Annotated in this window: 9 protein-coding genes, 11 tRNA genes and 1 rRNA gene; 20 read left to right on the forward strand and 1 reads right to left on the reverse strand. The window is 45.5% G+C overall.

What is annotated here, in order from left to right:
* The 12 genes from rrf to QVE09_RS30905 form a co-directional block, all read left to right on the forward strand.
* Positions 1-108 (forward strand): 5S ribosomal RNA (gene rrf, locus QVE09_RS30850); the annotation flags it as partial.
* An 84-nt stretch (positions 109-192) separates the two neighbouring features.
* Positions 193-268 (forward strand) — tRNA-Asn (locus tag QVE09_RS30855).
* A gap of 3 nt (positions 269-271) precedes the next feature.
* Positions 272-344: transfer RNA gene (locus tag QVE09_RS30860), tRNA-Thr, on the forward strand.
* Positions 345-354: 10 nt separating this feature from the next.
* Positions 355-426 (forward strand) — tRNA-Glu (locus QVE09_RS30865).
* A gap of 7 nt (positions 427-433) precedes the next feature.
* Positions 434-509, forward strand: a tRNA-Val gene (locus QVE09_RS30870).
* Positions 510-519: 10 nt separating this feature from the next.
* Positions 520-594, forward strand: a tRNA-Gln gene (locus tag QVE09_RS30875).
* Positions 595-603: 9 nt separating this feature from the next.
* A tRNA-Lys gene (locus QVE09_RS30880) sits at positions 604-679 on the forward strand.
* A gap of 6 nt (positions 680-685) precedes the next feature.
* A tRNA-Leu gene (locus QVE09_RS30885) sits at positions 686-766 on the forward strand.
* 10 nt (positions 767-776) lie between these two features.
* Positions 777-851: transfer RNA gene (locus tag QVE09_RS30890), tRNA-Gly, on the forward strand.
* A gap of 7 nt (positions 852-858) precedes the next feature.
* Positions 859-935 (forward strand) — tRNA-Arg (locus tag QVE09_RS30895).
* 15 nt (positions 936-950) lie between these two features.
* Positions 951-1,024: transfer RNA gene (locus QVE09_RS30900), tRNA-Pro, on the forward strand.
* A gap of 10 nt (positions 1,025-1,034) precedes the next feature.
* Positions 1,035-1,105 (forward strand) — tRNA-Gly (locus tag QVE09_RS30905).
* Positions 1,106-1,339: 234 nt separating this feature from the next.
* Here the strand turns inward: QVE09_RS30905 and QVE09_RS30910 are convergent.
* Positions 1,340-1,675, reverse strand: coding sequence for a WGxxGxxG family protein (locus tag QVE09_RS30910; protein WP_315939841.1), 336 nt, complete (start codon positions 1,673-1,675; stop codon positions 1,340-1,342).
* 590 nt (positions 1,676-2,265) lie between these two features.
* Between QVE09_RS30910 and ppc the strand changes: the two genes are divergently transcribed.
* The 8 genes from ppc (at position 2,266) to glmS (ending at position 13,268) form a co-directional block, all read left to right on the forward strand.
* Positions 2,266-5,058, forward strand: coding sequence for a phosphoenolpyruvate carboxylase (gene ppc, locus QVE09_RS30915; RefSeq protein ID WP_315939842.1), 2,793 nt, complete (start codon positions 2,266-2,268; stop codon positions 5,056-5,058).
* Positions 5,059-5,318: 260 nt separating this feature from the next.
* Positions 5,319-5,885: an RNA polymerase sigma factor SigW gene (sigW, locus tag QVE09_RS30920; RefSeq protein ID WP_017692117.1), complete on the forward strand. Its 567-nt coding sequence runs from the start codon at positions 5,319-5,321 to the stop codon at positions 5,883-5,885.
* A 136-nt stretch (positions 5,886-6,021) separates the two neighbouring features.
* Positions 6,022-6,636, forward strand: a complete 615-nt coding sequence (locus tag QVE09_RS30925) for a zf-HC2 domain-containing protein (protein WP_315939843.1) — start codon at positions 6,022-6,024, stop codon at positions 6,634-6,636.
* Between the two features lie 314 nt (positions 6,637-6,950).
* The gene (gene cdaA / locus QVE09_RS30930) at positions 6,951-7,787 is read left to right on the forward strand and encodes a diadenylate cyclase CdaA (RefSeq protein ID WP_315939844.1); all 837 of its coding nucleotides are present in this window, start codon (positions 6,951-6,953) and stop codon (positions 7,785-7,787) included.
* Positions 7,780-9,273, forward strand: a complete 1,494-nt coding sequence (locus tag QVE09_RS30935) for a CdaR family protein (RefSeq protein ID WP_315939845.1) — start codon at positions 7,780-7,782, stop codon at positions 9,271-9,273. Before cdaA ends, QVE09_RS30935 begins: the two co-directional genes overlap by 8 nt.
* Before the next feature lie 72 nt (positions 9,274-9,345).
* On the forward strand, positions 9,346-10,686 hold the full coding sequence (gene glmM, locus QVE09_RS30940) for a phosphoglucosamine mutase (RefSeq protein WP_145325919.1): 1,341 nt from the start codon (positions 9,346-9,348) through the stop codon (positions 10,684-10,686).
* A 348-nt stretch (positions 10,687-11,034) separates the two neighbouring features.
* Positions 11,035-11,190: a hypothetical protein gene (locus tag QVE09_RS30945; protein ID WP_315939846.1), complete on the forward strand. Its 156-nt coding sequence runs from the start codon at positions 11,035-11,037 to the stop codon at positions 11,188-11,190.
* A 245-nt stretch (positions 11,191-11,435) separates the two neighbouring features.
* Positions 11,436-13,268 carry a glutamine--fructose-6-phosphate transaminase (isomerizing) gene (glmS, locus tag QVE09_RS30950; protein WP_076217241.1) on the forward strand — a complete coding sequence of 611 codons (1,833 nt, stop codon included), beginning with the start codon at positions 11,436-11,438 and terminating at the stop codon, positions 13,266-13,268.
* Positions 13,269-13,593 lie beyond the last annotated feature (325 nt).

Raw genomic sequence — 13,593 nt, forward strand, 5'->3', positions numbered from 1 at the left:
GATGGCGGAGGGGTTCCACACGTACCCATCCCGAACACGACCGTTAAGCCCTCTAGCGCCGATGGTACTTGGACCGCAGGGTCCTGGGAGAGTAGGACGCCGCCAAGCGAACTCTTTCATCATACATAGAAAACAGGCTCTGCATGTGGACGTTGTACGATGAATTGCATTTGCACTGCAAATGCATATTATTCCCTGATAGCTCAGTTGGTAGAGCACTCGACTGTTAATCGAGTTGTCACAGGTTCGAGCCCTGTTCGGGGAGCCATTTGCTCTCATAGCTCAGTAGGTAGAGTGCATCCATGGTAAGGATGAGGTCACCGGTTCGATCCCGGTTGAGAGCTTTGGAAATGGGGCCCGTTGGTCAAGGGGTTAAGACACCTCCCTTTCACGGAGGTAACAGGGGTTCGAATCCCCTACGGGTCATATAGTTGGAGGCTTAGCTCAGCTGGGAGAGCATCTGCCTTACAAGCAGAGGGTCGGGGGTTCGATCCCCTCAGCCTCCACCATATCTTTTATTGGGGATTAGCCAAGCGGTAAGGCAACGGACTTTGACTCCGTCATGCATAGGTTCAAATCCTATATCCCCAGCCATTTTAGTATGAGTCATTAGCTCAGTTGGTAGAGCACCTGACTTTTAATCAGGGTGTCGAAGGTTCGAGCCCTTCATGACTCACCATCATATGCGCGTGTGGCGGAATTGGCAGACGCACTAGACTTAGGATCTAGCGTCTTTGACGTGGGGGTTCAAGTCCCTCCACGCGCATCCTTTATTTGCGGAAGTGGCTCAGCGGTAGAGCATCGCCTTGCCAAGGCGAGGGTCGCGGGTTCGATTCCCGTCTTCCGCTCCAATATTTTGCGCCCTTAGCTCAGCTGGATAGAGCGTTTGACTACGAATCAAAAGGCCGGGAGTTCGAATCTCTCAGGGCGCGCCATTATTTTTTTAGTATCGGGATGTAGCTCAGCTTGGTAGAGCACCTGGTTTGGGACCAGGGGGTCGCATGTTCAAATCGTGTCATCCCGATTTTGTTTATGCGGGTGTAGTTCAATGGTAGAACTTTAGCCTTCCAAGCTAATAGCGTGGGTTCGATTCCCATCACCCGCTTACAGGACATAATGAAAGTGCCTTTGCAGATGCAGAGGTTCTTTTATTTTTATTAACGCAAAAATTAGCAGTTATTTTATGTGATTTTTTATGTGAATTACAGTACAGGTTTATTTAAAAAAGAGCCAAGACCCCTTTACTATTGAAATAGGGAGGTCTCGGCTCTTCTGTTTATCTCTGTGGATGAGCTGCTTTTAAGACGTAGCACCTATTGTAACGTGACGTGAGCACAATTTAACGTTCGTTGTGATCCGTCACTGTTTTACGCATGCCAGCTAATCCAAGCAGTCCCAGCAAACCGAGCCAGCCCCAATCCATGCCGTTGTCACGGTCGGTTGTTGTGGCGTTTGCACGAACACTGTTGGTACGATAGTCACCATTGTTGCGGTAGTTTCCATCCATATTCAGGTTGGTGTTTGTGCGATCCATGTAGTTGGTGTCCTGATAAGACCGGACACGTGAGCCGGTTGTATCCATTCCTTTGTTCATATGACCATCAGCAGCAGCAGGGCTGGCCATCGCGGCTACCAGAAGCACGGAAGCAATAATTGTAGTGCCTTTCTTCAACATTTGGATTCCTCCTTTTTAGTAAGAGCTATAGATTAATCTGCCCAAAAAGCTAAGAACATTATGTAGAAATGATGTGTTAAGATATGCCTACGATTACAGTAGGTTAGGAACATACATAAGAAACTCCCCTAATAAACTCCCCTAATAAGCAGACTTGTAGTGGGAAGAAATTTATAATTACATCTTTAATTTATTGCGTCACTGTGGTAAAGTATACAAAAGCTTGCTTTGCCGGTCATGTTTCTTTGTATATTATCTGTTCTCAAATAATGAGATTATGCGGTATAACCTTACTATCAGGTATATGGATCATATCTAAAAGAACTGTATATTTATAAATTTTTAAGTATAGGTATGAGATATTTGAATTATCTAAAGTACGTGAAAAAGGTATCATGCGACAGCATATGACCATTAATTGAAGCAGAACAAGAAAATGAATAAAAAAGCGTGTTTTTGTGCTGTAAATCGGGGATAATCCCCATTTTTTCTAGTAGAAAAATAAAGATTTTCGTACCATTTTATTGTATGATGTTATGAAGGTGTCAAATTTACGTGTACGAATGGAACGATCAGATGGGAGGATAAGCATGACTGAAACTATGGTAACCGCCAGCAAAAGCCAATCCAACAACCTGCTTCGTAGAGACGTGCGGTTCCTGGGCAATATACTCGGAGAAGTTCTTGTCCATCAAGGCGGCACGGAGCTTCTAGATATCGTTGAGAAGATTCGGGAAACGAGCAAATCGTTACGTGCAGAATTTTTGCCAGAACTGTATGCAGAGTTCAAAACGATGATCCAGGAATTAGACTCGGACAATCGTCACCAGGTTATTCGGGCTTTCGCTATTTATTTTCAATTAGTTAATATTGCTGAACAAAACCATCGGATCCGGCGTAAACGGGATTATGAACGTTCTGCAGGGAACGCTGTGCAGCCAGGATCGATTGAGAAAGCAGTACAGGATCTTAAGGAACGTGGATTGTCTCATACAGAGGTGGAAGAGATTCTCGACGATTTGTCGTTGGAACTCGTTATGACAGCTCACCCAACCGAAGCCATGCGCCGGGTTATTCTGGACATTCATAAACGGATATCTGAAGATGTCATGCTTCTTGATAATCCTACGCTGACGTTGCGTGAACGTGAACAGTTGCGTGAGAAACTGCTGAATGAGGTTATTACTCTTTGGCAGACAGATGAACTTCGCGACCGCAAACCGACTGTACTCGATGAAGTGCGGAACGGGATGTACTACTTTCACGAAACGTTGTTCCACGTACTTCCGGATGTATATCAGGAGCTGGAACGCTGCCTGAACAAATTTTATCCTGACCATGACTGGCATGTGCCGACGTATTTGCGGTTCGGTTCCTGGATCGGTGGAGACCGGGATGGAAATCCTTCGGTAACTTCAGATGTAACATGGCAGACGTTGTTGATGCAACGCAAGCTCGCTTTGCGTGAATACCAACGGATTATGATTGAACTTATGGGTCATCTCAGCTTCAGCACAAACATCATTCATGTATCGGATGAGCTGGTGCAGTCGATTGAGCAGGACCGCAATTCTGTTACATTGAAAAAAGTGGATATCTGGCGGAATGAAAAAGAGCCATATCGCATCAAATTGGCCTATATGATTGCCAAGCTGAACAATGTACTGGATGAGAACAAATTAGGTCAGGCTGACCGTTATCATACCGCTCAGGATTTGATTGATGATCTGATGATTATTGATCGAAGTCTGCGCCATCATTTTGCCGATTACGTAGCGGATACGACTATTCGTAAAATGATTCGTCAAGTTGAGTTGTTTGGTTTCCATACCGCTGCATTGGATGTGCGTCAGCACAGTAAGGAACATGAAAATGCGATGTCTGAGATTTTGGCCAAAATGAACATTGTAGAAGATTATGCACGTCTGACTGAAGACGGTAAAATCGATCTGCTTGCTCGTTTGCTGGATGATCCACGTCCGCTTACTTCTCCTTATCACCAATACACAGAGGGAACCAAAGAGTGTCTGGATGTCTTCCGTACCATTAAGCGTGCCCAGAACGAATTTGGGACTGGCTGTATCACAAGTTACCTGATCAGTATGACACAGGGTGCAAGTGACTTGCTGGAGGTTATGGTATTTGCCAAGGAAGTGGGCTTATTCACCAAAGGACACAACGGTGACGTTGTAGCTACACTTCAAGCGGTACCGCTGTTTGAAACGATTGATGATCTTCATGCGGCTTCGGACATTATGCAGAAGCTGTTCAACCTTCCTGTATACCGCGCAAGCGTAAAAGGACGGAATGAACTTCATGAAATCATGCTTGGTTATTCAGACAGTAACAAGGACGGCGGAGTAGTTACTGCCAACTGGGAACTGCGTGTAGCAATGAATGCGATCACGGCTGTAGGTAATGAACACGGCGTTAAGCTGAAGTTCTTCCATGGACGTGGCGGGGCTCTTGGACGTGGGGGCATGCCGCTTAACCGCAGTATTCTTGCACAACCACCACATACCATTGGTGGGGGCATCAAGATTACAGAGCAGGGAGAGGTCATTTCTTCCCGTTACTCCCTTCAGGGGATTGCGTACCGTAGTCTGGAGCAGGCAACTTCTGCTTTGATTACAGCAGCACTGAATGGTCTTGAGCCGCAAGAATCAGAATCCGAGCGTCATTGGGACAGCATCATCAAAGAGATTTCCGAAGTATCTCTGACGAAATATCAGGATTTGATTTTCCGTGATCCGGACTTCTTCACCTTCTTCAAGGAATCCACACCGCTTCCAGAGGTGGGTGAACTGAATATTGGTTCACGTCCGTCCAAGCGGAAGGGTAGCGACAAGTTTGAAGATCTGAGAGCGATTCCTTGGGTATTTGCATGGACGCAAAGTCGTTATCTGCTTCCGGCTTGGTATGCGGCAGGAACAGGGTTGCAAAGTTACTATCAGGATAAAGAGGAAAATCTGGTTGTCCTGAAAGAAATGTATGCAAGCTTCCCATTCTTCCGCACGCTGATTGATACGGTTCAGATGGCCGTAGCCAAAGCTGACCTCGTGATTGCCAAAGAGTACTCGGCCATGACTTCCAACAAGGAAGCACGGGATCGCATTTACGGTCAGATTGAAGCCGAATTCAAGCTCACCAAAGAGCTGATCCTGAAAATTACCGGAGAAGCTGAGATTTTGGATGATGTACCGGTTATTCAGGAATCCATTCGTCTTCGTAACCCATATGTGGATCCATTGTCCTACATGCAGGTTCAACTTCTGAGCGAGCTCAGAGATATGCGTGAACGTGGTGAGGATGATACGGAACTGCTCAGAGAAGTGTTGCTGACAATCAATGGCATCGCTGCAGGGCTGCGTAATACAGGTTGATCATTGAACTGCTGCATTTGAATAATGATGTGTAACAAAGTACCCATTACTTTGTTGAATAAAAGCTCCATTCTCTGCTCTACGGAGTGAGAGATGAAACGGGACTCCTGCGGGAGTTCCCGTTTTTACTGTTTTTGGCGGATATTTGTCATACAGTCTTGATTTTTGACCAAAGTTGATTTACGATTTGATTGGTGAATTACAAGTGTGGACGGGTATCAGAAGACGGAAGACCCATCAGCATGTCTGGGGGAATAAGGGTGGACAATTTGGAGAACAGGCTTGTTAAACTGGTGCTCAAGGGTGACCAGAGAGCCTTCGCAGAAATCGTTGAACTATATAAGGACAAGCTATTTCATTTGGCATATCGGATGCTGAACAATCGTCATGAAGCTGAAGACGTTGTGCAGGAGACGTTTTTGCGTGTGTTTCGAAATATGGAGAAGTATGATCCGAACCAGAAGTTCTCAACCTGGATCTACCGGATCGCGACGAATCTGTGTATTGACCGACTGCGCAGAAAGAAACCTTCATACTCTTTGGATGCTGAACTGAATGACCAGGAAGGATCTGATGGTTATGCGATGCTCCCGAGTGATGATCGTACACCGGAGAGTGAAGCGCTCCTGTCAGAAACGCAGACACTCATTCGTGAGGCCATTGACAGTTTGCCAGCCAAGTATAAGTCCGTTATGATTCTGAGATATTTACAGGACTTGTCGCTACAGGAAATCAGTGATGTGACAGGTATGCCCGTAACAACGATCAAGACACGCGTTCATCGGGGCCGTGATTTTCTACGTAAAAAATTGGAGTATAAGTTATAAATGTTAAACGCCTTTAAATATGGGCGAAATTATTTGAAACATATCCGAAACGGATGCGTATGTAATGTATGCAAGTCTTATGCGTGCTTTTTAATGGCACATGGACTAAGTGATTTAAGAAAGGATTGGCTCTCATATGGATTGCAACTCGGCCGTCTCTTTAATGCATGAATGTTTGGATGAGTCGTTGTCCCCGGCCCAGAAGGTTGACTTGAAAAGTCACCTTGTGATCTGTCCGGATTGTCGCATGCGCTTTAAAGAGTTGGAACAGACGGAAATGCTACTCTTTGCCATGAAACACTATTCACCGTCTGCCTCTGATGAGCTGACCAATCGAATTATGAATGCTCTGCCCCAGCCCAAGAGACAGCAAGCATGGCTCAAATGGGTCAAAGGACATCCCGCGCTGACGGCGGCAGCCTTCTTTTTGGTCGTGATGCTCTTTAGCGCCTTGAATTTCTGGAATCAGAATAACGAAATGGTTGTTAAGGGAAATAATCTGGACCAGATCGTGATTCAGGGTAACACGGTTATTGTTCCTGAAGGTAAGTCAATTGCTGGCGATCTTACGATAGAAAATGGAACCGCACAAGTATATGGTGATGTGAACGGCAATCTGACGGTTATCGACGGACAACTGTTTCAGGCTTCAACGGCGCATATATCAGGTCAGGTGAAAAGTATTGATCAGGCGCTGGACTGGTTCTGGTACAAAATAACCAATATGGTAAATGAAGTGGCTTATCGCTAGAACAGGGTAAAATCTTCAATGGTATATACCAAGCAGGGTACCTCCAGATTGCATGGGGTACTCTTTTTTTATACGAAAACTTTGTAATTAATGGTAAATGTGATGTTTATGTGCAGTTTGAGACTGCCGTAACTTGCAACCTGAACGTTAACGTTATAACCTAGATACTAAAGAGAACATACTACTACATATAGATACGCATTTTGCACAAATCGAATAATGCGAAAATGCGGAGACAAAGGATTATATAAAATCCTAATGGGTTAATATGAGATCAGGGTTTACTCATCAATGGGGATAGCGGGGGCTGGCTTATGAATTATTTTGCTGACTTAACGTGGACAGAGTCCATTAAGGACGTTATCGATATATTGATCGTTACCTATATTATGTACAAACTGATTTTGCTTGTGCGGGGGACACGTGCGGTTCAGCTCTTGAAAGGAATTCTGTTCCTTGTGCTGATCTGGGCATTAAGTACGTGGCTAAACCTATATACGCTCAAATGGCTGATGAATCAGATGTTTACGTTTGGTGTCCTTGCAGTCTTTATTATCTTTCAGCCGGAGCTCCGCCGTGGACTGGAGCAATTGGGACGGGGCAAGCTGTTTGCACGCTCGGCGGCGGCTAGTGAAGAAGAATTAACGGTATTGATTGGTGAGATTATTAAGTCTGTTAATTATTTGTCACGGCGTAAAATTGGCGCTTTGGTTGTATTCGAACGGGAAACGGGTCTGAATGATTACACGGAGTCGGGCATTAAGATGCAATCTCTTGTCAGCTCGGAGCTGATGATTAATATCTTTATACCGAATACACCGCTCCATGATGGAGCCGTTATTATACAGGGAAAACAGATCTCGGCGGCAGCTTGTTATTTGCCATTATCCGAGAATCCGTTTATCAGTAAGGAATTGGGAACACGTCACCGTGCAGCAATCGGGATTACCGAAGTTGCAGATGCGATCTGTTTGGTTATCTCCGAGGAGACAGGACAAGTGTCACTGGCAATGAATGGACAGGTCGTTCGTGATATTAAGGAAGAATCGCTGATTGCCAAACTGTATGAGGAGTTGCGCCCTACATCCAATCTGAAAAAGAATGGTTGGACAACCTTCTGGAAACGGAAGGGAGGACGTAACAATGGATAAGTGGTTTAACAATAATAACTTTGCCAAAATACTTGCGCTTGCGGTGAGCCTGCTGCTCTGGTTCATGATTCATCTGGATGAAGTCCCGACAACGCCGACGATCTCTACAGGGACAACCAGCAAGGTTGTAGAGCGTACGGTGCCTGTTCAGCCTTATGGGCTTGATAGCAATTCCTATGTACTTACTTCCCTGAGCACGGACGAAGTGCGTTTGGAGATTAAAGGGCAGCGTTCCATGTTAACTTCAATATTTACTAATGATGAATATAAAGTGCTTCTTGACCTTAGTCAGGTGAAAGATGGGTCCAATACGTTACCTTTAGTAGCTGATTTGCCTTCAGGAGTTGAGGTAGTCAGCATGGAGCCATCCATGGTTACGGTCAATGTGGAAAAATTGGGCACCAAATCCTTTGACGTGAATATTGTACCCGAAGGAGAGCCATCCGCTGGATATAGTGCTGGGACGCCCGTTGTTGAACCTTCAGGTCAGGTCAAGGTAACTCTGCCCGAAGGGCAACTTGACGCTGTAGCGAAGGTTCAGGGCAGTGTGAGCGTGAAAGATGCCAAGGAAGATGTCATACAGAAAAAAGTGAAACTTCAGGCATACGATGCTGAGGGCAAGGTCCTTGAAAACGCGATTATAACGCCTCAAACGGTTGAAGTCCGTGTTCCGGTCAATCAGCCCTATACATCTGTACCCTTAAGAATCAAATATTCGGGACAGCTACCGGAAGGCCTGGTTCTCTCCACAGTAGAGCCTAGCGTGAAAGAAGTCTCGGTTTATGGATCAGAGGGTGCGCTTGCGGGTATACAGTCCTACGACCAAGTAACCCTTGATCTTACACAGTTTGATCAGTCGGGTACATCGACAGTTAACGTGGACTTGACGCCGCCTCCCGGTTTTGAGAAAATCGAGCCTAGTTCGATTCAGATCAAGGTAACCATATCACCATTTGACGAGGCAGAGGAGACAACCAAAGTCTTTCCGAACGTCCCCATCACACTTACCGGTGCGGGGAATGGACTGGAAGGGACACTGGTTACGCCTCGAAGCGGGGGTCTGAACCTTACACTCACAGGCTCACCAAGTATGCTTGAGGGTCTGAGTAGTGAAGATCTCACGTTGACAGGTGATCTTGCTGGACTTGCGGTTGGAACGCATGAGATCAAGCTTGAAGCCGACCTGCCCCGTTTTGCCAAACTGGATGAATCATCCAATGCATTGAGTGCAACGGTGAAAATTAGCGAAAAGGCTGAAGACACCACGACTACTCCTAGCGAAGATCCAACTGACGAGGGAACGGTAGCACCTGACCCTTCACCAGCCGAGGTCGAAAATGGGGAAACGGAGCCTGTTCCTGATGAAGATGAAACGGAATCGAATACGGATACTCAGGATCAGGGGCAACAGGGGAGCACAAGCAGTCGAGGTAATTTAAATAATAATAACAACGGTACTGGTAGCAAAAGTGGCGCGAATCCGTAAACGTTCTAATTTTAAAATTCTCAAAAAATAATAATAGTGCTCATATATGATGCGAATAGAAGGAGTTAAATCATGGGGAAATATTTTGGTACAGACGGTGTAAGAGGGGTTGCCAATAAAGAGTTAACGGCAGAGCTGGCTTACAGCATTGGACGTTGTGGTGGTTACGTGCTTGCAGGTGGTGTGGAAAGACCAAAAGTGGTTATCGGCATGGATACTCGTATCTCGGGATTGATGTTGGAATCCGCACTGGTTGCAGGTCTGTTGTCCATTGGCGCTGATGTGATTCGTCTGGGCGTTGTATCCACTCCGGGAGTGGCGTATATTGCACGTTTGTTGAAAGCTGACGCGGGCGTGATGATCTCGGCTTCCCACAATCCGGTTGAGGATAACGGAATCAAGTTCTTTGGCGGAGATGGCTTCAAGCTGTCTGATGAAACGGAGAACCGGATTGAAGAGCTGATGGATGCGGAGACAGATCAATTGCCACGACCAGTTGGTGGAGGGCTGGGTACCGTAACGACGGATGAAGAATCCCGTTATCGTTACCTCGACTTCCTGAAAACGACTGTAAATGAGTCGTTCTCTGGTCTTAAAATTGTTCTGGACTGTGCAAACGGAGCAGCTTATGAGCTGGCACCGAAATTGTTCAGTGAACTTGGTGCAGAAGTCATTGCCATTGGCGCTGAGCCTAACGGCCTGAATATTAATGAGCAATGTGGATCAACTCATCCAGAGAACCTGAAACAAGAAGTGCTCAAACATAAAGCGGATCTGGGTCTTGCTTTTGATGGGGATGCGGATCGTTTGATTGCTATTGATGAGACAGGCGCTGAGGTGGATGGAGACTTCATTCTGTGTATCTGTGGTGATGCGATGAATCGTGCAGGCAAGTTGAAGGACAGTACCGTTGTATCAACGGTTATGAGTAACATCGGATTCTACAAAGCAACGGAGAAACTTGCACTGAAAACAGCCAAAACAGCAGTAGGTGACCGTTATGTGATGGAGGAAATGCGTCGCGGTGGTTACAACTTGGGCGGAGAGCAATCTGGCCATGTTATTTTCCTGGATTACAATACAACCGGAGACGGTATGCTGACTGCGATTCAACTCGTGGATACGCTCAAGGCTTCCGGTAAAAAACTGAGTGAACTCAAAGCGCTAATGACCCAGTACCCACAAGTATTGGTGAATGTGCGTGTTGAAGATAAGAGCAAATACGAGGGTAATTCTGCGATCGAGCAAGCTATTGCTACAGTAGAACAACAACTCGGCGATAATGGACGTGTACTCGTTCGTGCTTCAGGTACTGAATCCCTGATCCGTGTTATGGCGGAAGGACCAGATAAAGACGAACTTGAACAATTTGTGTCTCAAATCGCAGATGTAGTGCAAAAAGAACTGGTATAGGACCGGAAAATGTAAAAATTACCTTCTGAATACGGTTTTCTTAAGGGGATTGTTGTGTGGTAAAGGGTATAATATAACATGATTCAGAACTTATGCATGGATATTCCTACGTCCCGGCCTGATGAGACCATAGGTCCGTTTATCCGGTCGGGATTGTGGGTAAATATGCTGAAATTGTCACAGGTACTTTGCTCCATTGCAAAATGGACCTGACGTGCATATAATGAGTGGAGTCGTCATTCAGACACAGAAAGTGAGGAACGTAAGGTTACAGTTACACAAGCGCCAGAGCTTGGAGTTGCGCGGGAAGATGTTGATCAGGATTTCTTCGAGGTTGAAGGAAGGCTGATGGAGATCAACGGCAATCAAGCTGACGAGGTGGAGGTGTTCGGATTGTTCGGCGGGGACCTCCCGGTGAAGCACCAGAGCCGTAAACCGGATTGCGGAAAATGGATGGGTGACTGTCCACACAACGCGCCGGTGCAGGTGCAAGAGTCAAACTAAAATTCAAATGAATGTGCGTGAAGAGTGTAAACAGTACGCGGACGGGAAAATGATGTACATTCATGATTGCATTCATAACAGCTTATGATGACTGCGGGGCGACACGAGGTCGCTCTGATCATTGATAATTGAATAAGTAACAAGTGTTCATGAAACGCTAGGCAATCACTCATTTTTCCGATATGCCGCCTCTGCCTGTTTCTCTTCGTGACACAGTATTCATATACAAACGGAGGAAATAAACTATGTGCGGTATTGTTGGATATATTGGTAATAAGAACACTCAATCGGTATTGGTCGAAGGATTGAAGAAACTTGAGTATCGTGGTTATGATTCTGCAGGTATTGCGGTATTCACACCGGAAGGTCTGCAAATCACGAAAGCTCTTGGTCGTCTTGCGAACCTTGAAGCCAAGCTGGATGGTGCACCACTGGTAGGTAATGCCGGAATCGGACACACACGTTGGGCGACTCATGGTAAACCATCGGATGAGAACTCCCATCCACACACCGACGGAAGCCAGAAGTTCTCTGTTGTGCATAACGGTATTATTGAGAACTACCTGGATCTGAAGGACGAATTGATGGCTCAAGGCCACACATTCACTTCCGAGACAGATACTGAGGTTATCTCTCACCTGATCGCACGTGAATACAATGGTGATATCGTTAAAACAGTGCAAAAAGTGATCACGTTGTTGCGTGGTGCATTCGCATTGGGTGTATTGACAGAGCATGAGCCTGAGAAACTCGTAGCTGTGCGTCAAGCAAGCCCATTGATTATTGGTATTGGTGAAGGCGAGAACTTCATTGGTTCTGACATCCCGGCAATTCTGGAACATACACGTAACGTGTACATTCTGAATGATGGTGAAATGGCTGTATTGACACATGATGCTGTCGAATTGATGACGATTGAAGGCAATTTTATTTCTCGGGAAATGATTCGTGTCGATTGGGATGCTGTAACCGCAGAAAAAGGCGGATTCGAGCACTTCATGCTGAAAGAAATTCATGAGCAACCAAAAGCATATCGTGATACAATGCTGGGTCGCATCGATAATGAAGGTAAAAAAGTTCAACTTCCTGAGTTGAAAATGACTGAAGAACAAATTAAAAATATCCGTAACGTTCAAATCATTGCATGTGGTACAGCGTACCATGCAGGTCTGGTTGGACGTACAGTGATTGAGCAATTGGTACGTATTCCGGTTGAAACAGATGTGGCTTCCGAGTACCGTTACCGTTCCCCAATCGTGCACAAAGATACACTTGTAATCGTAGTGAGCCAATCCGGTGAAACTGCCGATACGCTTGCTGCATTGCGTGAAGCACAATCCAATGGCGCACATGTACTGGCAATCACAAACGTAGTGGGCAGCTCCATTGCACGTGATGCAGATGATGTTATCGCAACATTGGCAGGCCCTGAAATTGCAGTAGCTTCCACCAAAGCGTATACTTCACAGTTGATCGCGTTCAACTTGCTTGGTCTGTACCTTGCACAAGTTCGTGGTACTCAATCTGCTGAAGAGATTGCACACACGCTGGCAGCGATGCAAGCATTGCCTGAGCAAGTGGAATCCATGTTGGAGCAAGCGGAAGCAATCAAAGGATATGCAGAGCAAATCTCCAAACATGAACATCTCTTCTTCATCGGCCGTGGTCTTGACTACGCAGTAGCTCAAGAAGGATCGTTGAAACTGAAAGAGATCTCTTATATTCACTCTGAAGCTTATGCTGCAGGTGAGTTGAAACACGGTACGCTTGCATTGATTGAAGACGGTATCCCTGTTATTGCCTTGGCAACTCAGGAGAACGTGCTTGAGAAAACAGTGAGCAACATCAAAGAAGTGAAAGCACGTGGAGCAGATGTACTGGCAATTACGTACGAAGAGCACGTAGCACCATTGCTGAAATCCGTAGACCAAGCGTTTGCAATTCCTAAGACGCTGCCATTGCTTAGCCCGGCTCTGTCTGTAGTTGCGCTGCAATTGCTGGCATACTACGCTTCCCTGGCACTGGGTCACGATGTGGATAAACCACGTAACCTGGCGAAAAGCGTAACGGTTGAGTAAGGGATAGACTGACTTACATTAACTGTTTAAACCAATGAAAGAATCCCGATGATATTAGATCTCATCGGGATTTTTTGCGTATATATATTTTTAGTTAAAATACTCCATATTGTTCTATGAGAAAAATTATTTTATTTTGAAAAAAATGAAAATACATTATATGATAAAGTCAGCTAACAAAGGGGGTTGAATAATGGGGGTAAACTAGAATCATTTTTTTCATAGTTTGGAATGTTAGAAGATACTCAGAACAACATTGACTTAACAGTTTATTATTTATTTAAGGAGTGAAGGGTTGTATATGTCGTTCAACTATAGTTCAATT

Origin of the sequence: Paenibacillus sp. ClWae2A, assembly GCF_032452295.1 — a bacterium.
Taxonomy (GTDB): Bacteria; Bacillota; Bacilli; order Paenibacillales; family Paenibacillaceae; genus Paenibacillus.